At 64.8% G+C, this 22,612-nt stretch carries 19 protein-coding genes; 13 read left to right on the forward strand and 6 right to left on the reverse strand.

The window, feature by feature from the left end; all coding sequences use genetic code 11:
- Window positions 1–48: 48 nt before the first annotated feature.
- A complete protein-coding gene (locus tag AC1DVS_RS22490; protein ID WP_478026544.1) occupies window positions 49–531 on the forward strand; it encodes a MarR family winged helix-turn-helix transcriptional regulator in 483 nt (160 codons plus the stop codon).
- Between the two features lie 10 nt (window positions 532–541).
- Here AC1DVS_RS22490 and AC1DVS_RS22495 read toward each other — a convergent pair whose 3' ends face one another.
- On the reverse strand, window positions 542–2,239 hold the full coding sequence (locus tag AC1DVS_RS22495) for an acyl-CoA dehydrogenase (RefSeq protein WP_478026546.1): 1,698 nt from the start codon (window positions 2,237–2,239) through the stop codon (window positions 542–544).
- 306 nt (window positions 2,240–2,545) lie between these two features.
- Between AC1DVS_RS22495 and ligA the strand changes: the two genes are divergently transcribed.
- Both ligA and AC1DVS_RS22505 read left to right on the forward strand, forming a co-directional pair.
- Window positions 2,546–2,980, forward strand: a complete 435-nt coding sequence (gene ligA / locus AC1DVS_RS22500) for a protocatechuate 4,5-dioxygenase subunit alpha (protein WP_478026548.1) — start codon at window positions 2,546–2,548, stop codon at window positions 2,978–2,980.
- Between the two features lie 2 nt (window positions 2,981–2,982).
- A complete protein-coding gene (locus tag AC1DVS_RS22505) occupies window positions 2,983–3,876 on the forward strand; it encodes a class III extradiol dioxygenase subunit beta (RefSeq protein ID WP_478026550.1) in 894 nt (297 codons plus the stop codon).
- Between the two features lie 249 nt (window positions 3,877–4,125).
- Here AC1DVS_RS22505 and AC1DVS_RS22510 read toward each other — a convergent pair whose 3' ends face one another.
- Window positions 4,126–5,481: an MFS transporter gene (locus AC1DVS_RS22510; RefSeq protein ID WP_478026552.1), complete on the reverse strand. Its 1,356-nt coding sequence runs from the start codon at window positions 5,479–5,481 to the stop codon at window positions 4,126–4,128.
- Between the two features lie 60 nt (window positions 5,482–5,541).
- Window positions 5,542–6,348 (reverse strand): CmcJ/NvfI family oxidoreductase, encoded by an 807-nt coding sequence (locus tag AC1DVS_RS22515; protein ID WP_478026554.1) that lies wholly within the window; start codon window positions 6,346–6,348, stop codon window positions 5,542–5,544.
- 252 nt (window positions 6,349–6,600) lie between these two features.
- Here AC1DVS_RS22515 and AC1DVS_RS22520 point away from each other — a divergent pair, with 252 nt between their 5' ends.
- The 9 genes from AC1DVS_RS22520 (at window position 6,601) to AC1DVS_RS22560 (ending at window position 18,556) form a co-directional block, all read left to right on the forward strand.
- On the forward strand, window positions 6,601–9,099 hold the full coding sequence (locus tag AC1DVS_RS22520; RefSeq protein WP_478026556.1) for a TonB-dependent receptor: 2,499 nt from the start codon (window positions 6,601–6,603) through the stop codon (window positions 9,097–9,099).
- Window positions 9,100–9,166: 67 nt separating this feature from the next.
- Entirely contained in the window at window positions 9,167–9,943 is a 777-nt protein-coding gene (locus AC1DVS_RS22525; RefSeq protein ID WP_478026558.1) for a glutathione S-transferase family protein, read from the forward strand.
- A complete protein-coding gene (locus AC1DVS_RS22530) occupies window positions 9,940–10,689 on the forward strand; it encodes a glutathione S-transferase family protein (protein WP_478026559.1) in 750 nt (249 codons plus the stop codon). The genes AC1DVS_RS22525 and AC1DVS_RS22530 overlap by 4 nt, the downstream gene beginning before the upstream one ends.
- A gap of 1 nt (window position 10,690) precedes the next feature.
- The gene (locus tag AC1DVS_RS22535) at window positions 10,691–12,253 is read left to right on the forward strand and encodes a class I adenylate-forming enzyme family protein (RefSeq protein WP_478026561.1); all 1,563 of its coding nucleotides are present in this window, start codon (window positions 10,691–10,693) and stop codon (window positions 12,251–12,253) included.
- Between the two features lie 26 nt (window positions 12,254–12,279).
- Window positions 12,280–14,418, forward strand: a complete 2,139-nt coding sequence (locus tag AC1DVS_RS22540; RefSeq protein ID WP_478026563.1) for a PQQ-dependent dehydrogenase, methanol/ethanol family — start codon at window positions 12,280–12,282, stop codon at window positions 14,416–14,418.
- A complete protein-coding gene (locus AC1DVS_RS22545; RefSeq protein ID WP_478026565.1) occupies window positions 14,418–15,290 on the forward strand; it encodes an amidohydrolase family protein in 873 nt (290 codons plus the stop codon). The genes AC1DVS_RS22540 and AC1DVS_RS22545 overlap by 1 nt, the downstream gene beginning before the upstream one ends.
- 45 nt (window positions 15,291–15,335) lie before the next feature.
- On the forward strand, window positions 15,336–16,097 hold the full coding sequence (locus tag AC1DVS_RS22550) for a glutathione S-transferase family protein (RefSeq protein WP_478026567.1): 762 nt from the start codon (window positions 15,336–15,338) through the stop codon (window positions 16,095–16,097).
- 384 nt (window positions 16,098–16,481) lie between these two features.
- Window positions 16,482–17,888, forward strand: coding sequence for a vanillate/3-O-methylgallate O-demethylase (gene ligM / locus AC1DVS_RS22555; RefSeq protein WP_478026568.1), 1,407 nt, complete (start codon window positions 16,482–16,484; stop codon window positions 17,886–17,888).
- Complete coding sequence (locus AC1DVS_RS22560; RefSeq protein ID WP_478026570.1) at window positions 17,885–18,556, forward strand: alpha/beta fold hydrolase; 672 nt, start codon at window positions 17,885–17,887, stop codon at window positions 18,554–18,556. The genes ligM and AC1DVS_RS22560 overlap by 4 nt, the downstream gene beginning before the upstream one ends.
- Window positions 18,557–18,797: 241 nt before the next feature.
- Here the strand turns inward: AC1DVS_RS22560 and AC1DVS_RS22565 are convergent, their stop codons facing one another.
- Genes AC1DVS_RS22565 through AC1DVS_RS22575 form a run of 3 tightly spaced genes read right to left on the reverse strand, consistent with a single transcriptional unit; the run spans window position 18,798 to window position 21,549 of the window.
- Complete coding sequence (locus AC1DVS_RS22565) at window positions 18,798–19,691, reverse strand: SDR family NAD(P)-dependent oxidoreductase (protein ID WP_478026572.1); 894 nt, start codon at window positions 19,689–19,691, stop codon at window positions 18,798–18,800.
- Entirely contained in the window at window positions 19,688–20,644 is a 957-nt protein-coding gene (locus AC1DVS_RS22570) for an SDR family oxidoreductase (protein WP_478026574.1), read from the reverse strand. Before AC1DVS_RS22570 ends, AC1DVS_RS22565 begins: the two co-directional genes overlap by 4 nt.
- 29 nt (window positions 20,645–20,673) lie before the next feature.
- Window positions 20,674–21,549 carry a beta-keto acid cleavage family enzyme gene (locus AC1DVS_RS22575; protein ID WP_478026576.1) on the reverse strand — a complete coding sequence of 292 codons (876 nt, stop codon included), beginning with the start codon at window positions 21,547–21,549 and terminating at the stop codon, window positions 20,674–20,676.
- Between the two features lie 119 nt (window positions 21,550–21,668).
- Here AC1DVS_RS22575 and AC1DVS_RS22580 point away from each other — a divergent pair, with 119 nt between their 5' ends.
- A complete protein-coding gene (locus tag AC1DVS_RS22580) occupies window positions 21,669–22,490 on the forward strand; it encodes a helix-turn-helix transcriptional regulator (RefSeq protein ID WP_478026577.1) in 822 nt (273 codons plus the stop codon).
- The last annotated feature ends 122 nt before the right edge of the window (window positions 22,491–22,612 follow it).

The raw sequence follows: 22,612 nt of genomic DNA on the forward strand, positions 1-22,612 counted from the left end.
TCAAGCGGAAGCATTGACGCTGCGCCGCAAGACGCTCAAGCCGTTACTATGAATTACCCCCATAATAGCGCGGTCAAAAAGGATGCCGCTATAGGCTCTGTCGACGCCGATCCGGACCTTGGCGGCATCGACGAGATTGTGGGCTTCCACATCCGCCTGGCGCATGGCGCAGTCTATCGCCATTTCACCGAGACATTCGCTGATCTCGATCTCACCCAGAAGCAGGTCTCGACGCTCTGGCTGATCGACGACCATCCCGATATTGCCCAGGCCGATATCGGGCGGCGGTTGCAGATGGACCGCGCGACGGTGATGGCGATTATCAACCGCCTGCAGAAGCGCGGCTTTGTCGAGCGCGGCGCCTCGACCGGCGATCGCCGCCGCCAGACGCTTCACCTGACGACAACGGGGCATGAGGCGTTGGTGAGCGCACGCGAAAGCATTCTCGAACATGAGGCGTGGCTGAAGGCGCGCTTCACGCAGCGCGAGACCGCGACGCTGGTCAATTTGCTGCGCCGTATCCACGAATAGCTGAGCGCCCTCAGCCGATATAGTCGCCGAAGCCGTCGAGCCGCGCCGCGCCAAGTGTGGCAAGCCGGGCCTCGGCTTCGACCCGCGCAGGCAGTTCAGCGAGATGGAAGCTTGCCGCCGCCTTTAGTCGCCGCGCCACCTCGTCGTCGCCTGCAAAGCGCAACAGGCGAAGCGCAATCCAGGCGCCGACCACGAGTCCGCACAGATCGAGAAACGCGGTGGCCCCGGCTTCGGCGTCGCGCGCCTCACCGCGCCACGCGCCGAGCATCGCGGCCACTGCCTCCAACCGGTCAAGCATTGTCGCGACTGCAGCCGAATCCGGATCGTCGCCAAGGTCACTCCGTGCCGCCGCCAGAAAGCGATTCAGGCCATCGCCCTCGTCGCGCCATAGCCGGCGGTGGAGCATATCGATCGCCTGGATCCCGCTGGTGCCCTCGAACACCGCGAATACGCGTGCGTCGCGCAGACGCCGCTCGACTGGCCATTCGCGTGTGTAGCCGGCGCCGCCGAGCACCTGCAGCGCCTCGCTCGAGACGTCGAACGCCAGTCGCGCCGACAGATCCTTGGCGATCGGCAGCAGGAACTGCGCGAGCGCCAGCCAGCCGGCGCGGTCCTCTTCCGGCGCGCGCTCGGCCAGGTCCATTACCGCCGCCGAAGTGAGCGCAATCCCGCGCGCCACCTCGACGCGACCGGCCATACGCAGCAACTGGCGCTGCACATCGGCATGGGCAGTAATCGGCACCGGCGGCGCAGCCGGATCGCCGCCCTGCCGCCGTTCCTGCGCATAGCCAAGCGCGGTCGCGAGTGCCGCCTCGGCGACGCCGACACCCTGCGGCGCGCAGGACAGGCGCATCAGCAGCATCATATGGAACAGAGTCTGGAGCCCCCGGCCCTCGGCGCCGATCAGGATCGCCTCAGCATCCTCGAAGCCCATCACGCACGTCGGTGATCCGTGCAGCCCGAGCTTCTCCTCGATCCGCCTCACGGCGACGCCATTGGTGCTTCCGTCGTCACGGCTGTCGGGGACCAACAACAGGCTCAACCCGCGCACGCCGGGCGCGTCCGAGGTGCGCGCCAGCATGCAATGCCCGATGCGCGCGCCGAGATCGTGATCGCCATAGCTGATCCAGCATTTCTCGCCGGTGACGCGCCAGGTACCGTCGTCCCCACGCGTCCCGCGCGTCCGGATGCGCGCCACATCTGAACCGGCATCGGGCTCCGAGATGCAGATCGTCGCGGTCCATTCGCCCGAGGCGAGTTTCGGCCCCCACGCCTCGCGCGTCGCTGCGTCGGCGGCCTTTGCCAGCATCGCGGCGGCGGTCCGGTTGGGTATCGCGAGCATCGTGAACGCCGACGAAGCCCGGTTGAACAATTCCTCGCAGGCGCTGGTCAGCAGCAGCGGCAAATCCTGCCCGCCCGCATCCAGCGGCAAGGCGAGCGTCAGCCAGCCATCGCCGGCGAAGCGCGCCCAGGCCTCGCGGTGCCCGGGCGCCGTGGCGACGCGACCGTTGCGAAGCGTCGCGCCGGGGCGATCAAGCGCCGCATCGAGCGGATCGATCACCCCTTCAGCGAAGCGCGCCGCCTGATCGACGATCGCTTCCCAGGTCTCGAGATCGACGGCTGCGGCATCGGCGCGGGCCAGATCATTGAGGAATGGCGTGATCCTTAGCTGGCGGACAAGCGCCTCGACCTGACGCGCATAGCTCATCGGCCCGGCGCAACCGCTGCAAATGGTCGACGAGCCTGCGCCATATCCGGTCTCCCCTTTTCGCCCTTGGCTAGCGCCGCGAGCCGGAGGCGACCCAATTGGTACTGCGCCCAATCCATAAGTTTTTACTATGTCCGCCAGACGGGTCCAAGATAGGCTCGATCTCGGTACAGGCCGCCCGAAACAAGCGCGTCATCGAAGCGGAATTCCGGAAAACGAATAGCGGGACGCGCATTCCGATTGGCGTTACGGTCCGCCCCACGCGACCGTTTTCCCGGACAACGCGCCGCGACATTCCGCGGCTTGATGTCGACTGAAGGAGAGACGGTTGTGAGCGGACCTCGCGATATCCACGCATATCTCGCCGAGTTCGAGGATATCCCGGGCACGCGCGTGTTCACCGCGAAGCGCGCGCGGCAGGGCTATCACCTCAACCAGTTCGCGATGAGCCTGATGAAGGACGAGAATCGCGAGCGGTTCCGCGCCGACGAAAGCGCCTATATCGACGAGTGGAAACTGACGCCCGAGCAGAAGGACGCGCTGCTCAAGCGCGATTACAACCGGCTGCTCGATCTTGGCGGCAATGTCTATTTCCTCGCCAAGGTCTTCTCGACGGACGGGCAGAGCTTCGCCCAGGCGGTCTCGACGATGACCGACATGAATTTCGAGGAATACACAAAGATGATGGTCGCCGGCGGCAGGTCCCCCGAGGGCAATCGCTCGATCAAGGAGGGCCGATAGAAATGGCACGTATCACCGCAGGCGTCGGCTCGAGCCACGTCCCGCTGCTCGGCGTCGCCTCGGATTTCGGCAAGGATTCGGACGATTATTTCGGGCCGATCTTCAAGGGTTTCGAATGGACCCGCGCCTGGGAGAAATCCGAAAAGCCCGACGTCGTGATCCTGGTCTATAACGATCACGCGTCCGCCTTCGACATGAAGGTCATCCCGACCTTCGCGATCGGCTGCGGCGAACGCTACAAGCCCGCCGATGAGGGCTGGGGCCCGCGCAAGGTGCCCGAGGTCGAGGGACATCCCGACCTTGCCTGGCATATCGCGCAGAGCCTGATCCTCGACGAATTCGACATGACGATCATCAACGAGATGGATGTCGATCATGGCCTGACCGTTCCGCTGTCGATGATGTTCGGCAAGCCCGAGGCCTGGCCGACCAGGGTCATTCCGCTCGCCGTCAACGTCGTCACCTATCCGCCGCCTTCGGGCAATCGCTGCTGGGCGCTGGGCGAGGCGATCGCGCGCGCGGTGGCGAGCTTCGAGGAGGACCTGAACGTGCAGGTCTGGGGCACGGGCGGCATGAGCCACCAGCTCCAGGGTCCGCGCGCCGGGCTGATCAACAAGGAATGGGACAATCGCTTCCTCGATTCACTGATCGGCGAGAGCGATGCAGCGCGGTACATCCCGCACATCGAATATCTCCGCGAAACCGGATCGGAGGGCATCGAGATGGTGATGTGGCTGATCATGCGCGGCGCGCTCGGCAAGCGTACGCGTAAGCTGCACCGCCATTACCATGTCCCATGCAGCAATACTGCGATCGGCCATGTCGTGCTGCGGCCGGATAATGGCGAGGGCTATGATATGACCGGCAGCGAAGCGGAGCGTGCGGACGCAGCCTGACGCGGCGCCATGGTCTTCAGCGAGGAACGCGCGCGCCCTTCTTCTCCCTCTCCCCCTGTGGGAGAGGGAAGGGGCCCATCGCGTAGCGGTGGGAAGGGTGAGGGGGACTCTTCCTTGGGTCGACGCTACCGAGCCTCACTCCCCCTCATCCTTCCGTCGCTTCGCTCCTCCCTCCTTCTCCCACAAGGGGAGAAGGATTTTGGGGGCGCTCGAATTCGCTAAGCGCGAGAGGGAGAAGCAGCGATCCGCTCAGGCCGCGACGGGCGCGACCTCCTCTGCGCCGTGCACGACATCGGCAAGGCGCAGGCGAGTAAACGCCAGGGCGGCCAGCGAGACCAGCGAGCCGCACGCCAGCACGATCGCGACGCCGGCCAGGCTGATGCCGCCGGCGAACAGGAAGCCCGCGAGGATCGGCGACAGCGCTGCGCCGCCACGGCCGACGCCGACCACAAAGCCGGTCCCCGTCGCACGGACATGCGTGGGGTAAGCGCGCGCGAAGATCGTGTAATATCCGACGATCGCCGCATTGGTGAAGAACCCCGAAATGCAGGCAAGCGCTGACAGCATCGTCAGCATCGTGGCACCCGCCGCGCCGAACAATGCGACCGTCACGCTCGACAGCCCCAGCGCAATCAAGGTCAGCCGCTTGAGATCGACGCGCTGCGCGACCAGCCCGAAGATCGCCCCGCCGGTCGCACCGCCGACATTGGTCCAGACCAGAACGCCCGCCGCGGCGCTGGGTATGAAGCCGAGGTCGACGACGATCTTCGGCGACCATTTGAGAATGAAATAGAAGGTCACGCAATGCGCGAAATAGCCGAGCGTGAGGAGGATGGTGGTGCGCAGCAGCGCCGGGCTGAAGATGTCCGTGACGGACCGTTTCCGCTCGGCGGCGGTCGGCTCGGGCAGCCCATCGACGGTCGGGTGACGCATCCGCGTCAGCGTGCGATTGATCCGCGCCAGCGCGCCCTCCGGACGTCGATCGACCAGATAATGGATGGATTCGGGGACGAAGACCCAGACCAGCGGAATGAAGCAGGCGGTAACGATCGCACCGAATTCGAAAACGGCGCGCCAGTCCCCGCCGTTCAGCAGCAGCGCCGCGACCTTCCCTCCGCCCACCGCGCCAAGCGGGTAGCCGATCGCCATCACCGCGAGGCAGGTGTTGCGCCGCGCGGCATTGGCGAATTCGGCGGTCACTGCGTTCACCGTCGCGAGCATGCCGCCGATGCCGAGCCCGGTGAGCACGCGCCAGATCGAAAGATCGGTGATCCCCGTCGCACGGCTCGCCATCGCCATCCCCGTCATCATCGTGACGAGGCAGGCAAGGATCATCCGCCGCCGGCCGATCCGGTCAGCGACACCGCCGAGCAGCACGGAGCCGACCGCCATGCCGATCAGTTCCATCGATAATATGACGCCGAGGGCAGCGCGCTCGACACCCCATTCGGCGGCGATACCGGGCGAGGCGAAACTGATCGACAGCACGTCGAAGCCGTCGAGCGCGTTCAACCCGACCGTGATCGCCACCGCGGCGATCTGCAGCCAGCTCATCGGCGCCTGATCGACAATGGTGCGCGGGTCCTTGCTACCGGTCATGGTCATATCGATTCCTCTCCCGCCACGATCGTGGCCAATACTGCGCACTATGTCCTCGCCATGAGATCATGACGGCGCCTGCGCCTGGAACCAGTAAGCGATCGCCCGCATCTCGATCGACGCGCGCGGCGGCGCATCGGCCGGACAATCGGGATCGTCGAACGCGACGTGCGGCACTGAATGCGCGCGGTCTGGATCGGTGTCGTTGGTCTTGAACAGGATCACTTCGTCGCGCCCGAGATCGCGAAACCAGTGCCAGTGATGCGCTGGCGAATGCGCGACGACGAGCCCCTCGAACGACCAGACATCCACCCCGTCGCGATCGAAGACGGCGTCGGCGGGCAGCAGGTCTTCGGGCGCGACGCTGCGCGCATCGCACAGGGCAAGCGGCACGTCCTGCGGCGCGGGCGAGATCGCGCGCCAGATATTGTAATGGGCGACGCGGCGGGGCGCGACCCCGCCTCTGTCGTCAGGCAGCGAGCGCTGGGAGAATTGCGCCGCGGTCGTGTCCGACACATCGACATGCGCGAACCGGGCGGGGCGCGAATTGTCGAGCGCGCCCGACTGCGCGGACCTCTCGGCAAAGCGCAGCACGCCAGTACCCGCCACCACCACCGAGTCGGCACCCGATACCTGCTTCACCAGCGCCTCGATTTCGGCCGGGTAGATCCGGGCCACCTCAGCCGCATCCGCGAAATCCGCAACCGCGCTGTGATGCGGCACCAGGGCGAAGCCTTCGCAATCGAGGCTGGTGCCCTCCGCTCGCGACTCGCGGATCACCATCGGCTGCGGCGCGAGCACGACCGTGTCTCGACTCGAGTCGTTCGCGAAATACCGCATGCGGCCCTGCCCTCGTGCGACATAATTGATCATCGCCTCCATCGCCCTTCCGCTCCCGACCGCCGGCAATTGTATGCCTGTCGCACAGTGTGGCGCAGCCTATGGGCCGAGAGCAAGCCCCCTCGAACAGGCTCGTTCCCAAGGCTGGCAGTGCCGATAGGGGTAGTTTCCCTACTCCTTGTCAGCCGTGAAATCGTATGTCTTTCCTACAATGGGCGCACGCAAACGCGCCGTTCGGAAGGCCACGTCCACCAAGGGCGGGCCTGATCCAGGAGGGGAAATTCGATGCACCATTTTGTCCGTTCGCGCCTGACGGCAGGCCTGTTGGCTTCCGCTTCCGCGCTTGTGTTCGCCACTCCGGCGCTGGCGCAAACCGCGCCCGCGAGCACCCAGACCGAACCGGCGGCGACGCCCGATGCGGAATCCACGACGCAGGACATCGTGGTCACCGCACAGTTTCGCCGCGAAAAACTGCAGGACACGCCGATCGCGATCACGGCCGTGAATGCGGCACAGATGGAAGCGAAGAACCAGACCGACCTCGCCCAGGTCGCAGACTCTGCGCCAAACGTGTCGCTGAAGCCGCAAGGCGCCTCGTTCGGTCCCTCGATCTCCGCATCGATCCGCGGCGTCGGACAGAATGACTTCAACCCGGCCTATGAGCCCGGCGTCGGCATCTATATCGACGACGTCTATTATCCGCAGCTGACCGGCGCCGTGTTCGACCTGCTCGATCTCGATCGGGTGGAAATCCTGCGCGGGCCCCAGGGCACGCTCGCCGGCCGCAATTCCGAAGGCGGCGCGATCAAGATCTATTCGAAGATGCCGCACGGCGACAATGACGGCTTTGTCGAGGCGACCTATGGCTCGCGCAACCGGATCGGCCTGCGCGCCGCCGCCGATTTCAAGCTGACCGATACGCTGTTCGCGCGGATTTCGGGCGTATTCAAGCAACAGGACGGCTTTGTCGACCGGCTCGATTATGGTTGCGCCAACCCGGGGAGCGGCGTCGCCTCGACCCGGTCCGCCGGCGATTGCCGGATCAGTAAGCTCGGCGGCGTCGGCTATCAGGCGGTTCGCGGCATCCTGCGCTGGGAGCCAAACGACGCGCTCAACGTGACCCTCATCGGCGACTATACGCATGACGAGCATACCATCGCCGGCGAAGTACTTCTCGCGACATCGACGATCAATTCGCCGAACGTGAACCCGGCGCCCGGCGTGCCCTATGATAGCCGTTTCATCTGTGGGCCCTTTTGCAACTACATCTCGACCGGCCAGCCCGCCGGCGTCTGGGTGCCGCCGATCCCGGTCGATCCCTATGGCGCGGCCGGCACGCCGCTCGCGGCCACTTCGGGCACCGATCGCAGCCTGTATAATGGCTGGGGTGTCTCCGGCCAGATCAACTACCAGCTCAACGATGCGATCGCGCTGACCTCGATCAGCGGGTACCGCGCGTTCGATACGCGGTTCGATTCGGACGACGATGCCTCGCCCGCCAGCAACGGCTTCGGCCAGAACCATCTGACCAACTGGAGCTTCAGCCAGGAGGTCCGCGCCAATGTGGAGCTCGCGAAGACGCTCAACTTCACGCTCGGCGGCTATTATTTCAAGCAGCATTCGCTCTACGATTCGACCCAGGATATCCGGTATGTGCCGGTCTATCCGCTGCAGTTCCGCCAGCCCGATCCCACCGACGCGGACGCCAAGGCGGTGTTCGCGCATCTCTCCTGGAAGCCGGTCGAGAATCTCACACTGAGCGGCGGCCTGCGCTACACCGACGAATCCAAGAGCCAGACCTATTATCGGTACAACCTCAACGGCAGCATCAACCGCTTCGTCGATCCGATCGGCGCTGCCTATGGCTCCGGCTATGCGGGGCCGGATACGCTCGACGTCAATCACAATGGCAGCACCACGGACGTCGTGCGGGCGCTCACCGGGCTCACCGCGAAATACAAGGCGAGCCGCGTCGATTATCGCCTCACCGCCGACTATCGCTTCTCGCCGGCCCTGCTCGTCTATGCGAGCTTCTCGACCGGCTTCAAGGGCGGCGGCAGCAACCCGCGACCGTTCAACGCGAACCAGGTCATCGCCTTCGCGCCTGAACAGCTCAATGCCTATGAAATCGGCCTGAAGAGCGATCTGTTCGATCGCAAGCTGCGCTTCAACCTCTCGGGGTTCATCAACAAGTACAAGGACATCCAGATCCCGGTCAGCACCTGCCCGGACGCACCCTGCGCGGCGCGCCTGAATGCCGGCAGGGGTACGATCAAGGGCTTCGAGGCTGAACTCACCGCCTTCCCGGTGCCCGGCCTGTCGCTCGACGCATCGCTGAGCTACCTCACCTTCGCCTATGACGCATCGAGCCTCAATCCGGCGGCCGCTTACCCGACCAATCCGGGCGGCGTCAGCGCCAATGATCCGACGACGGTCCCGCCATGGAAGGCAAGCGCCGGCATTCAGTACAAGATCCCGCTCGGCAGCGCTGGGAGCCTGACGCCGCGCTTCGACGTCAATTACCAGGCCAAGCAATATACCGGCCCGACCGTCATCGCCGGCACGCGCTACCTGAACTTCATCCCGGCCTACACGCTTGCCAATGCCAGGATCACCTGGACCAATGACCGCGGCGACCTCGACATCTCGGTCGAGGCGCAAAATCTCTTCGACAAATATTATCTGCTGACGATCTTCGATCTGCGCGGGGCCGGTGCCGGTTTCCGCAAGGGCCGGCCGGGGAGCCCGCAGGAATTCGCCTTCACCGTCAAGAAGAAGTTCTGATCGCTATAAGGGGGCGCGGCAGGGAGTGGCTGACAGGCCATTTCCTGCCCAGCCGCAGGGAATGACTATGACTGATACCGGCCGCGTGACGCTCTATCACTGGGAGCCGAACGCGAATTCTGGCAAGCCGATGCTGACCTTGTTCGAAAAGGGCGTGGCGTTCGACAGCCATTATCTGGATCTGCTGTCCTTCGATCAGCACAAGCCTGACTATCTCGCGGTCAACCCGCTCGGCACGATCCCGGCGATGACTCACGGCGACCGGGTGCTGACCGAATCCACCGCGATCATGGAATATGTCGATGAGGCGTTTCCCGGACCGAGGCTGATGCCCGCCGACCCTGTCGACACATGGCGCGTGCGCTGGTGGATGAAGTTCATGGACCAATGGCTCGGGTCGAGCTTCTCGATGATCGGCTGGAGCGTGTTCATCGGCCCTTCGGTGCGCCAGCGCGACCCGGTCGAACTCGACGCGGCGATCGAACGCATCCCGCTCCCCGAGCGCCGCGTCGCGTGGCGCAAGGCGATCAGTGGCGATTTCTCCCCCGAGGAGATGGCTGAATCAAAGCGCCGCGTCGCGCTCGGCATCGGCCTGCTCGAGGAAGCGCTGGGCAAGCGCGAATGGCTTGCCTCGGACAGCTACAGCCTCGCCGACATCAACGGCTTCAACCTCGCTTATGCCCTGCCCTTGTCGCAGCCGCATTTGTCGAACGACGCATTGACGCCCAATATCCTGCGTTGGCTCCGCGCGATCTATGCCCGGCCAGCGACCAAACAATGCTGGGCAATGGGCCGGACCGATCTGGCGAAACGGGTAGCGATCCTGGAAAGCGAGCCGGCATGACGCGCATTCTGTATCACGGTGAGCCCAACGGTCCCTCGCTCGCCATCCTCGCCGCCGCCTTCGAGAAGCAGGTCGATCTGACGCTGGAGCGGATCGATCTTGTCGCCGGAGAGCGCCACGGTGCTCGGGTGCCGCACGCGATGGAAGTCGATCAGTCAATCGAAGGCGAAGGTCCCGTGCTGGTCGTCAACGGCACGCCGATGGCCGACAGCGTGTTCATTGCCTGCTATCTAGACGATGTCGGCACCGGCCCGGCGCTCCGCCCCGCCGATCCCTATGCGCGCTGGCAGATGATGGCATGGTGCCGCTACGCGATCGAGCGGCTCGCACCCGCTGCATCCTATCTCGGCCTGCACGCCGCGCCGCCCGCCACGGTGCCGCAAGGGATCGCCAGCATCGATCTCGCCGAACGCTGGCGCGAAGCCGTCGAGCGGCGCTTCGACGAGGCCAAGCTCGCCGACAGCCGCGCCAAGGTCGCACAAGCGACCGACAAGATCGAGGCGCAACTGGCGGACGGCCGCGACTGGCTGATGGGCGATTTCACCATAGCCGATCTCGAAACCTACGCCTGGCTCGCCGGCATGCCCTCGCTGGTGGCCGACGCCTTCACGGACAGGCCCCTGACCAACGCCTGGCTCGCCCGGGTCAAGGCGCGGCCTTCAGTGGCCCGCGCCCTGTCGCTCGCCGCGACGGCCGCCCCGGAAACGATCTGGGCGCCCGGCCCCGAAATCAATCGCTGGGGCTGAGGTGCGCTCAATCGACTATTTCGACCGCGGCCACGATCTCGATCCGGCGCGCACCGCGCTTGTCGACGTCGCCGCCGGCGAGCACCTGACCTTTGCTGAGGTGAAGGCGCGCACCGAGCGGATCGCGGCGGCACTCTACGCCGCCGGGTTCGAGAACCAGCAACCAGTCGCGCTCTATGGCCCGAACAGCGCAGCGATCATGGTCGCGTTGCTCGCGATCTGGCGCGCCAATGGCGTGTGGGTGCCGGTCAACACCCGCAACGCGATCGACGCCAACGCGGCCTATCTCAACTATGTGCATTGCGGCTGGCTGTTCTACCATTCGAGCATGGCGGACGACGTGGCCGCGCTCAGAGCACGCGTACCCGGCCTGACTCATGTCATCTGCCTTGACCGGCGCATCGGCAATGATCCCTCGCTCGAAGACTTCGTGGCGGCCGCGCCGCCTGCCCCGCTGCCCGATTTCTCCGACCCGTTCGGCGCCCCCGATGGCGTGGTCGGCCTGTTCCCGACCGGCGGGACGACCGGGCCGTCCAAAGGCGTGGTGGTGACCAATCTCGGCTGGGGCACGATGCTTGAGACGCTCGGCGCCGCAATCGGCGGCGATGTCGACAAGCCCGTCTCGCTTGTCGTCGCGCCCGTCACTCATGCCGCAGGTCCGGTCGCGCTCGGCACGCTGGCGCTCGGCGCAACGCAGGTGATTCTGCCCGGCTTCGATGCGGACGCAGTTCTCCGCACGATCCCCGAGTACAAAGTGACCCACATGTATCTGCCGCCGACCGCACTTTATGGCCTGCTCGGCTCGCCCGAACTCGGCCGGCAGGACACATCATCGCTGCGCTTCTTCATCCTGGTCGGCTCGCCGGTCTCGCCCGAAAAGCTGCGCCAGGCGGTCGAAGCGTTCGGGCCCTGCATGTGCCAGGCTTATGGTCAGGTCGAATCGCCGATGATCACGACCTGGCTGCCGCCCGAGATCGTCGCCGCAGCCGCCGCCGGTGATCATCCCGAGCGGCTGGCCAGCTGCGGCCGCGCGACGCGCTCAGTCCAGATCGGCATCATGGATGACGAAGGCCGGCTGCTGCCCGATGGCGAGCGCGGTGAGATCGTGGTACGCGGCGTGCTCGTGTCGAAGGAATATTTCGAACTGCCCGAAGCTACCGCTGAGGCGCGGACATTCGGCTGGCATCACACCGGCGACGTCGCCTACCGGGACGCGCAGGGCTTTTTCTACATCGTCGACCGCAAGAAGGACATGGTCGTGAGCGGCGGCTTCAACGTCTTCACCGCCGAAGTCGAGGCCGCCGTTACTGAGCTCCCCGAGATCCGCGAATGCGCGGTCATCGGCATCCCGCACGACAAATGGGGCGAAGCGGTCCACGCGATCGTCGTCGCTGACGGGATCGGCGAAGAGGCGATCATCGCGCATGCCAAGGCGCGGCTGGGCGGGGTCAAGGCGCCCAAAAGCGTCGCCTTTGTCGATGCGATTCCACGCACGGCCGCCGGCAAGATGGACAAGAAGGCGCTGCGCACTGAATATTGGCGCAGCGACCGGCTGGTGAACTGATCCGGCGCGACATGAGGATGCAGAGAATGGATCGAGCAATGGGCCATGGCTGCCGCGCAATCATGATCGGCGCGCTGGTCACGCTCGCCGCCTGCCAGGCCAGCAAGGCACCCGACAAAAACCAGGCGACGCTCGCCACCAGCGGCGTCACCGACGCCCTGATCGCAGCCGTGCCCGATGGCGAATGGCTGAGCTATGGCCGCGACTATGCCGAGCAGCGCTTCTCGCCGCTGACCCAGATCAGCGATCAGAGCGTCGCCCAGCTCGGCCTCGCCTGGTCCGCCGATCTCGACACCGCGCGCGGCCAGGAAGCGACGCCGCTGATGCATGACGGAACGCTCTACGTCTCGACCGCCTGGAGCATGGTCAAGGCCTATGACGCCGCGACCGGCAAGCCGAAATGGTCCTATGACCCACAGGTACCGCGCGACACGCTCGCGCATGCCTGTTGCGATGCCGTAAACCGCGGCGTCGCGCTCTACGGCGACAAACTCTATGTCGGAACGCTCGACGGCCGGCTGGTCGCGCTCGATCAGGCGACCGGCAAGGTCGTGTGGGAGAAGGTCGTCGTCCCGAACCAGAGCGACTATTCGATCACCGGCGCACCGCGGATCGTCAAGGGCCGCGTCCTGATCGGCTCAGGCGGCGCCGAGTACAAGGCGCGCGGCTATCTCGCCGCCTATGACGCCGAGACCGGCGCGGTGGCGTGGCGCTTCGACACTGTCCCGGGCAACCCTGCCGCCGGCTTCGAAAACAAAGCGATGGAGGCAGCCGCCAAGACCTGGAGCGGCGAATGGTGGAAACTGGGCGGCGGCGGCACCGTCTGGGATTCGATCACCTATGATCCCAAGCTCAACCTCGTCTTCTTCGGCACCGGCAATGCCGAGCCCTGGAACCCGGCGCCGACGGGCCGCACCGGCGACACTCTCTACACCTCGTCGATCGTCGCGGTGAACGCCGACACCGGCGAATATGTCTGGCATTTCCAGGAGACGCCTGAGGATCGCTGGGACTTCGACAGCGACGCACAGATCACCGTCGCCGATCTGACGGTGAACGGTCAGCCGCGCCACGTGCTGCTCCATGCGCCCAAGAATGGCGTCTTCTACGTCCTCGACGCCAAAACCGGCCAATTCATCTCCGCCAAACCCTTCGTACCGATGAACTGGGCAACCGGATTCGATCCGAAGACCGGCCGCCCCGCAATCAATCCAGCCGCGCGCTACGAGAAGAGCGCGACGCCCTTTATCGGTCTGCCCGGTGCCGGCGGCGCGCATAGCTGGCAGCCGATGAGCTTCAACCCGAAGACCGGCTTGGTCTATCTGCCCGCCAACATCGCCGGCTTCCCCTATGCCGCGGCAAAGGACTGGAAGCCCTCTGCGATCGGCTTCCAGAACGCGCTCGATGGCGCGGCGACCGCGATGCCCGCGAACGAATCCGTCCGCGCTGGCGCCATGAAGGCAACGACTGGCGCGCTGATCGCCTGGGATCCGATTGCCGGCAAACCCGCCTGGCAGATCGAGCAGGTCGGCCCATGGAACGGCGGCACGATGACGACCGCCGGCAACCTGGTGTTCCAGGGCAATGCGCAGGGCGAGTTCGTCGCGTACAGCGCTGACAAGGGCAAGAAGCTCTGGTCCTTCCCGGCCCAGACCGGGATCATCGCCGCGCCGATGACCTATGCGATCGGCGGCCAGCAATATGTCGCGGTGCTCGCCGGCTGGGGCGGCGTGTGGGATATCGCGACCGGCCTGCTCGCGAAAAAATCCGGCTCAACGCGCAATATCAGCCGCCTGCTCGTCTTCAAGCTCGGCGCGAAAGGCGCCCTGCCCCCAGCCCCGCCAATGGCGAAGCAGGTGCTCGATCCGCCCGCGCTGAAAGGCACGCCGCAACAGGTGGCGCATGGCGGGCAGGTCTATGGCCGTTATTGCAGCGTCTGCCACGGCGACGCGGCGGTGGCCGGCGGCCTCAACCCCGATCTCCGCCACTCAGGGGCGATCAACGCCCCCGAGGCAATCCGTTCGATCGTCATCGACGGCGCGTTGCATCAGAACGGCATGGTCTCGTTCAAATCGGCGCTCACCGCTGACGACGCCGAGGCGATCCGCCAATATCTGATCAGCCGCGCCAATGAGGACAAGGCACTCGAGAAGGGAGCCAAATAATGCCGATCGATCCCACCAAGGTCGTCGCGATCGACGTCCATGTCCATGCCGAGGTGTCGTGCCACGATCCCGAGGATCCGGTGATGGCGAAGTTCTTCGACGCTGCTTCGACCTATTTCAAGGCCGACCGCAAGCGCCCGACGATCCCCGAGACGATCGCTTATTACCGCGAGCGCAACATCGCCTTCTGCCTGTTCACCGTCGATGCCGAGTGCGGCATGGGGACGAAGCGGATCAGCAATTACGAAGTCGCCGATATCGCCGCTGAGCATGACGACATCGTCATCCCCTTCGCCTCGATCGATCCGCACAAGGGCAAGCTCGGCGCGCGCGAGGCACGCGATCTGGTCGAGAATCACGGCGTGAAGGGGTTCAAATTCCACGGCATCGCCCAGGACGCGCACCCAGCCGACCGCATGGCCTATCCGATCTACGAGGTGATCGCCGAGTATAAGCTGCCCGCGATCTTCCACACCGGCCATTCCGGCATGGGCACAGGCATGCCGGGCGGCGGCGGGCTCCGCCTCAAATATGGTCAGCCGATCCTGATCGACGATGTCGCGGTCGATTTCCCCGACATGAAATTCATCCTCGCGCATCCAAGCTGGCCCTGGACTGACGAGAGCCTCTCGATGGCGCTGCACAAGGATAATGTGTTCATCGACCTGTCCGGCTGGTCGCCGAAATACTTCCCGAAACAGGTGATCCAGTACGCCAACACCCAGCTGAAGCATAAGATGATGTTCGGCTCGGACTGGCCGCTGATCCGCCCCGACAAATGGATCGACGCGGCCCGCGAAGCCGGTTTCCGCGACGACGTCCTGCCGCTGATCATGAAGGACAATGCAGTGCGCGTGCTCGGCCTGGGATGAGCACTGTCCGCTCCGACACCCTCACCGTCTGAAGGCAGCATCATAATGCTCAAATATTATCACGCCGAACCGCTCGCCAATTCGCTCAAATCGATGGCGCCCCTGTTCGAAAAGGGGCTCGCGTTCGAGAGCGTCTATGTGAACCTGCACAAGTTCGAGCAGCATTCGGAATGGTTCACTGCGATCAATCCGGAAGGCCAGGTCCCGGTGCTCGATCACGACGGCACGATCATCACCCACACCACCGTGATCAACGAATATCTCGAAGACGCCTTCCCCGACACACCGCCGCTCCGCCCCAACACGCCCGAGGGCAATGCCCGGATGCGCTACTGGAACAAGTTCGTTGACGAGCATGTGACGAACCACGTCTCGATGCATGGCTGGCACCGCATGGTGCGGATCATCGCCCGCAAGATCGACAGCGGCGAGTTCGAAGCGCTGATGGAACGCGTGCCCCTGCCCGACCAGCGCAAGAAATGGATGGCCGCGCGCTCGGGCTTTTCGGACGAGCAGCTCGCCAACGCGACCGAGAAGGTCGAATATGCGGTCGACAAGGTCGAGGCGCAGCTGGCGAAGACGCCCTGGCTCGCCGGCGCAACCTACACGCTGGCCGACATCAATTTCTATTCCCATTGCGGCATGATGGTCGAGCGCATGTTCCCCGAAATGGCGATCGCAACCCGCTGCCCCCGCCTCGTCGAATGGCGCGACCGCGTGACCGCACGCCCGGCAATGCAGCAGGCGCTCGCCATGCCCGACCATACCGAACCGGGCCTGCGCACCTGGTCAGGCCACGCACGCTAGAGAGTTCGTCGACCCAACTTCCATTCCCGTCATGCCGGACTTGTTCCGGCATCCATGTTTCCGCAGGGTGTGCAGGCGTTGCGTTCGCGGCGCCATGGACCCCGGAACAAGTCCGGGGTGACGACAGGTAGTTAAACGCGTTTCGATCCGGCAGCCGGCCTGACGCAGATACTCACCGCCGCTGCTCCGCTCGTCGTCGGCCACCACCAGTTGATTCGCCTTTAGGTGGTCAGCCTCCCCTTCCCGCAATCGACGCCACGACAGTCACCGAGCCATCAACCATAACCTCATCAAAATCGTTTGCGTTACATACAGTTTATTTCTATGCAGGCCCGCATTTCGCGCCGCACCGGCAGCCGGTTGTCGAGCGCAAGAGGAGAGGAAATGATGGCCAATTCACTCGAAACATTGCTTCAACAGGCAGGTAACCCCGTTGAAATGCTGCGCAATTCGCAGCTTGGCGCCTATGTCTATCCGGTCGTCGCGCCGGAATTCCACAACTGGCGCAGCGAGCAATGGGCGTGGCAGCACTCGGCCGTCCTGTTCGACCAGTCGCACCACATGGTCGATCTCTTCATCCGCGGAAAAGACGCGCTCAGGCTCCTCACCGACACGATGATCAACTCGCCCAAGGGATGGGGCGTCAACAAGGCCAAGCAATATGTCCCGACCACGCCTTATGGCCATGTCATCGGCGACGGCATCATCTTCTGGCTCGCCGAGGAGGAGTTCGTCTATGTCGGCCGCGCGCCCGCCGCGAACTGGCTGATGTTCCAGGCCGAGACCGGCGGCTATGATGTCGAGATCGTCAAGGACGATCGCAGCCCGTCGCGCCCGATGGGCAAGCCGGTCAAGCGCATCAACTGGCGCTTCCAGATCCAGGGCCCGAACGCTTGGGCGATCATCGAGAAGCTCAATGGCGGCCCCGTCGAGCAGCTCAAATTCTTCAACATGAGCGAGATGAACATCGCCGGCCGCAAGGTGCGCACGCTGCGCCACGGCATGTCCGGCGCGCCTGGCCTCGAGATCTGGGGTCCCTATGACGAGCAGGAGGAAATCCGCTCGGCGATCCTCGAAGCGGGCAAGGAATTCGGCATCGTGCCGTGCGGCAGCCGCGCTTACCCTTCGAACACGCTCGAAAGCGGCTGGATCCCCTCGCCGCTCCCGGCGATCTACACCGGCGAGAAGCTCAAGGCGTATCGCGAGTGGCTCGGTGCCGACAGCTATGAGGCGACCGGCTCGATCGGCGGCAGCTTCGTCTCGGACAATATCGAGGATTATTACCGCAATCCGTGGGAGCTGGGTTACGGCCCGTTCGTCAAGTTCGACCATGATTTCCACGGCCGCGAAGCCCTTGAGAAGATCGACGGCTCGGCGCAGCGCAGGAAGGTGACGCTCGCCTGGAACCCCGACGACATGGCGAAGATCTTCGCCTCCCTGTTCGATCCGGACGGCGAGCAGTACAAGTTCTTCGACCTGCCGCTCGCGAACTATGCCTCGTCCAACTACGATGCGGTCAAGGATGCGAACGGCAATGCCGTCGGCCTGTCGATGTTCACCGGCTACAGCTTCAACGAAAAGACCGCGCTGAGCCTCGCGACGATCGATCCCTCGATCGAGGTCGGCACTGAAGTGAAGGTTGTGTGGGGCGAGCCGAACGGCGGCACGCGGAAAACCACGGTCGAGCCGCACAAGCAGCTCGAAGTCCGCGCGATCGTCAGCTCGGTCCCCTATTCGCGCGTCGCCCGCGAAACTTATCATCAGGGGTGGCGGACCACTCAGCCGGCGTGACCGACTATGTCCTAGTCCATGGCGCGTGGAGCGGCGGAAACGCCTATGCGCGGTTGGCCGGCGAATTGCGCGACGCGGGCCACCGCGTCGTCATCGCCGCGCTGACCGGGCTGGGGTCGCGGGCGGACGAACTGTCCCCCGCGATCGATCTGTCCCGACACATCGCTGATGTGGTCGAGCAGATCGAGGCGGCAGGCTTCGAGCGCTTCGTGCTTGCCGGCCACAGCTATGGCGGCATGGTGGTCACCGGCGTCGCGGCGAAGCTTGGCGCGCGGATCGACGCCTTGGTCTATATCGATGCGTTCCTCCCGGGCGACGGTCAGTCGCTCTGGGACATCACCGGCGAGTATGAACACCGGCATTATATCAACGCCCAGCGCGACGCCCCCGGCCTTGTCGCGCCCTTACCCGGCGTGACCGGCGTCGGCGTCGGCCGCCATCCGCTGCTGACGCTGATCGAACCGGTCCGCTTCACCGGCGAGGAAGCCAAGGTCGGGCGCCGCGTCTATATCTTCGCCGAAAGCTGGCAGCCGACGCCGTTCGCCGGGTTCCACGCGACGGTCGCGGCCGACCCAGCCTGGGAAGTCCACCGCGCGGACGCGAGCCATAATGTGATGGGCGACCAGCCCGAGCAGCTGCTCACGCTGATGCTGTCGCTCGCGGGTTAGGCGCTTCGGCTTCAAGTATCAGCCCCTCCCCTTCAGGGGWGGGGTTAGGGGTGGGGGCGCGCGTCTGCGCGCTCAAAAAGACTCGTGCCGTCCAGACCGAAGCGCCGATCGGGGCATCGAGCCCCGCTCGACGCTGCCCCACCCCAACCCAGTGCCAGGTCGGACATGCTCCCAGCATGTCCTGAACAGCGCGGGGCGCTGTTCACCTGGCACTCCTGAAGGGGAGGGGCTGACCAAAGGCTCACCCCTCGGCCGCCACCTTCTTCTGCCCGCCCGGCACCCCATGAGCGACGCGCTTCTCATATTCCGGATCATCCTCGGGCTTGGCCAGCGCAGCCATCACCCGCTCGTGGATCTCCTCAAGCGTACCTCGGAACTCGGGGTAAGGCAGGATATAAAGCTGATCCGCTTCAACCCCTTCAAGGACATATCGCGCCAAAGTCTCAGGCTCCATCCCGACCGAGATCACCCGCTTCAAATGCGCGAAAACCTCCGGGTCGGCGCCATAATAGCCCGTATTCTGCAAATGCGCCGGCCGCGTCAGCACGGCCTCATGGATGTTGGTATTCACCGCACCCGGGCACAGCATCGACACGCCGATCCCCTCATCGGCAAGATCGAGCGCAAGGCATTCCGAAAGCCCGCGGATCGCCATCTTCKAGGTGCAGTAAATGCCCGTCCCCTTCAGCGCGACGAACGCCGACATGGAGGCGGTGTTGACGATATGCCCGCCATTGCCGCGCGCGATCATCCGCGGAACGAAGGTCTGGATGCCGTTGATCACACCCTTCAGATTGACGTCGAGCTGCCAGTCCCAATCGTCATAGGTCGCCTTCTGCAGGGGACCGAAGATCGACACGCCCGCCGTGTTGAACAGCAGCTCGACCGGCCCGAGTTTCGCCTCGACCTGATCGGCAGCCGCGGCATAGGCGGCGCGGTCGGTGATATCGAGCTTCACCGCCATCACCTCAGCATCGGTGCCGGCAAAATACTCCATCGCCTCGTCGAGATGGTCCTGCCGGATATCAGCGATCGCGACCTTGCACCCGGCGGCAGCGAAGACCTTCGCCTGGCCAAGCGCAACGCCCGATCCCCCGCCGGTGATGAAGGCGGTGCGCCCTGCGACCTTCGTCATTTCGCCACCTCCGGGCTTGTGACAGGATCGGCAGTACGGCGCGCAAGCTGTTCGTCGAACACCTTGTTACCGAGCAGAAAGCCAATCCCCTCAGCCCGCTCCTGGTTGATCGGCTCATCAGGCATCGAAGCCAGGATCGCATCGAACCGCGTCCGCATGCCCTGGGCGAATTCGGGATGAGTCAGGATATAAAGATCGTTGTTCCGGATCCCCGCAAGCACCCGCTCGCCAACCTCGTCGGCCGACATCCACAGCGGCGAAACCGGGCGCTTGCCGAGTTGCGCCTCCCGCTCGGCATAGCCGCTATCCTGCTTGAACCGATCGGGCCGAAGCTCGCCCGACATTGCGATATTGCTCTGCACCGGCCCCGGCATGAAAGCCGAAACGCCGATATTCTCCCCGGCCAGCTCGCCGCGGATAGATTCCGACAGCCCCAGCACCGCCGCCTTGGCCGCGGTATAGGTCGCCGAGAAGCTGATCGGGATCAGCGCCGATTGCGACGAGGTGGTGACGATCTGCCCCCCTTCGCCATGCGCCCGCATGCGCGGCAGGATCGTGACGAGGCCGTTGATCACGCCCCCGAAATTGACCCCCATTGCCCAGTCCCAGTCATCATATTTCGTGTCGACGATCGGCCCCATCACGCCGACCCCGGCATTGCCGATCAGCATATGGATCTTGCCGAACCGCGCCTCGGCCGTATCCGCCGCCCGCACGAAACCGGCGCGGTCCGTCACGTCGAGCCGCACGGTCTCGACCTGATCATCGGCACCCAGCGACGCCTTCGCCTCGGCAAGCGAGCTCTCGCGAATATCGGCGATCACCACATTGGCGCCCGCCTTCACCAGCGCCCGCGCGATGCCGAGCCCGATGCCATTGGCGCCGCCGGTGATGAACGCGGTCCTGCCGCGCACCTCAGCCATAGGCGCCGTCTTTTCAGGCTCTTCGGCCATGTTTTTCCTCTCCGTTTTTATGGTATGATTCAGTGCGCGAGCCCAAGCATCTCCCGTGTTTCCTCAACGCTCGCGACATCGCCGCCAAGCCGCTCGACCAGGTCCACGCCCCAATGCACCAAAGCCGCATTGTCATTGGCGAGCTGCCCCCGGCGCAGATAGATCGTGTCCTCGAAGCCGACCCGAACATTGCCGCCGAGCAGCACCGCCTGCGCCGCCATCGGGAAAGAATGCCGGCTGACCCCGAACCCCGTCCAGCGCGCCCCGCGCGGGATCTGGTTGCGCGCGTACATCATCGCCTCGGGCGTCGCCGGCAGGCCGTATTTGGTGCCGAGCACGAACGAGAAAGGCGCCGTCTTCGGGATCGCCCCCTTCGCCATCAGATCATCGGCGAACACGAAATCGCCCGCCTCGAAGCATTCGATCTCGGGCACCACGCCGGCATCCTGGATCATATGCCCCATCCGCGTGATCATCGGATCGAGGTTGATCGCGACCCCGCCCCAGAGCTGCATCGTGCAGATGTCGAGCGTGCACATATCGGGCTTGAGATCGAGGATATGCTCGAGCCGCCGCTCGGCCGTGAACATCAACGTGCCGGGGCCGGCGACCGCAGGATCCTCATCGCTCTGCATCCAGGTGCAGCCCGGGCCGGTGGTGACGTTCAGGATCACCGCATCATTCTTCGCGCGGATCAGCCCCACCACCTCCCGGTAATCGTCGAGCGCCTGGCTCGGCACCCCGGTCTCGCGCTCGCGAACATGGAGGTGGATGATCGCTGCTCCGGCCTCGGCCGCCGTCAGCGCCTCCGCCGCGACATGCTCGGGCCGGAACGGGAAATTGGGATGGTTGGGCATCGGCGCGCTTCCGGTGACGGCGCAGGTGATGAAGACCTTGTCGGCCAAGCTTGCTTCTCCAGTCTCGCGCCGCATACAGGCTGGCGCTTCGAGACCGGAAGTCGCAGAATGCGGCGAACCGCACTAGACGGGTCGGTGTGCCATCATTGGGAGTAACTGGATAAGCCATGGCGCATCGTGAAGAACTCTCCCGCTTCCTGAAATCGGCGCGCGCCCGATTGTCCCCCACCGATGTCGGGCTGCCGGCCGGCGAGCGGCGCCGTACCCAGGGTCTGCGTCGCGAGGAGGTCGCAGCACTCGCCGGCATGAGCGTCACCTGGTACACTTGGTTCGAGCAGGGCCGCGAAGTCCAGCTCTCGGTGCCGATGATCGAGCGGCTCGGCCGCACCCTCAGGCTCGACGCGAACGAGCGCGAATTCCTGTTCGCGCTGGCGCAGCACCGCCCCCCGCCGCTCGAGACCCAGATCGACGAGGATATCCGCCCGGCGACCCAGCACATGATGAACAGCCTTTCGATCCCGGCACTGATCATCATCGAGGACTGGACGGTGATCGGCTGGAACCCGCTCGTCACCCGCGCCTTCCGCGATTACGCGCCCCTGCCGCGCAACGAACGCAACCTGTTCAAGATACTGATGCTCAGCGAGCGCTATCGCAACGACCCCAGCCATTACCGCGAAATGGGCCACCGCCTCGTCGCCCGCTTCAAATGGGATTACAGCCGCACCTCGAAGCCCGAGATCTTCGACGCGATCATCGCCGAGATGATGGAGCGTTCCGAGCTGTTCCGCGAATGCTGGCAGGAATCGAACATCCTGCCCTATTCGGAACACATCAACATCGCGCTGATGCCCGGCGTGGGCGATATCAGCTTCTGGCACAGCTCCTATGCCGTCGAAGGCGCGCCCGGGCAGCGGCTCATCCTGTTCGCCCCGCTCGATGCGCCAAGCGCCGAGCGCCTGGCGAAACTGGCGGCGACCACGCACTGAACCTGGTCAACGGCTGATATCAGATTGCAGGAAGCGCGACACTTTCTCCCCTCCCCTTCAGGGGAGGGGCTGGGGGTGGGGCCTATCCGCGAGCGCCGGTTGTGCGGCACTGCCCCACCCCA

It is taken from the genome of Sphingomonas sp. P3_C5 (assembly GCF_056402635.1).

Excerpts from the sequence above, each read along its gene's own strand:
- AC1DVS_RS22530 (WP_478026559.1), top strand. The coding sequence starts at position 9,940 with ATGACGCGCATTCTGTATCACGGTGAGCCCAACGGTCCCTCGCTCGCC.
- AC1DVS_RS22505 (WP_478026550.1), top strand. The coding sequence starts at position 2,983 with ATGGCACGTATCACCGCAGGCGTCGGCTCGAGCCACGTCCCGCTGCTC.
- AC1DVS_RS22515 (WP_478026554.1), bottom strand. The coding sequence starts at position 6,348 with ATGATCAATTATGTCGCACGAGGGCAGGGCCGCATGCGGTATTTCGCG.
- AC1DVS_RS22495 (WP_478026546.1), bottom strand. The coding sequence starts at position 2,239 with ATGAGCTATGCGCGTCAGGTCGAGGCGCTTGTCCGCCAGCTAAGGATC.
- AC1DVS_RS22510 (WP_478026552.1), bottom strand. The coding sequence starts at position 5,481 with ATGACCATGACCGGTAGCAAGGACCCGCGCACCATTGTCGATCAGGCG.
- AC1DVS_RS22580 (WP_478026577.1), top strand. The coding sequence starts at position 21,669 with ATGGCGCATCGTGAAGAACTCTCCCGCTTCCTGAAATCGGCGCGCGCC.
- AC1DVS_RS22550 (WP_478026567.1), top strand. The coding sequence starts at position 15,336 with ATGCTCAAATATTATCACGCCGAACCGCTCGCCAATTCGCTCAAATCG.
- AC1DVS_RS22525 (WP_478026558.1), top strand. The coding sequence starts at position 9,167 with ATGACTGATACCGGCCGCGTGACGCTCTATCACTGGGAGCCGAACGCG.
- AC1DVS_RS22540 (WP_478026563.1), top strand. The coding sequence starts at position 12,280 with ATGGATCGAGCAATGGGCCATGGCTGCCGCGCAATCATGATCGGCGCG.
- AC1DVS_RS22545 (WP_478026565.1), top strand. The coding sequence starts at position 14,418 with ATGCCGATCGATCCCACCAAGGTCGTCGCGATCGACGTCCATGTCCAT.
- ligA (WP_478026548.1), top strand. The coding sequence starts at position 2,546 with ATGTCGACTGAAGGAGAGACGGTTGTGAGCGGACCTCGCGATATCCAC.
- AC1DVS_RS22490 (WP_478026544.1), top strand. The coding sequence starts at position 49 with ATGAATTACCCCCATAATAGCGCGGTCAAAAAGGATGCCGCTATAGGC.
- ligM (WP_478026568.1), top strand. The coding sequence starts at position 16,482 with ATGATGGCCAATTCACTCGAAACATTGCTTCAACAGGCAGGTAACCCC.
- AC1DVS_RS22570 (WP_478026574.1), bottom strand. The coding sequence starts at position 20,644 with ATGGCCGAAGAGCCTGAAAAGACGGCGCCTATGGCTGAGGTGCGCGGC.
- AC1DVS_RS22520 (WP_478026556.1), top strand. The coding sequence starts at position 6,601 with ATGCACCATTTTGTCCGTTCGCGCCTGACGGCAGGCCTGTTGGCTTCC.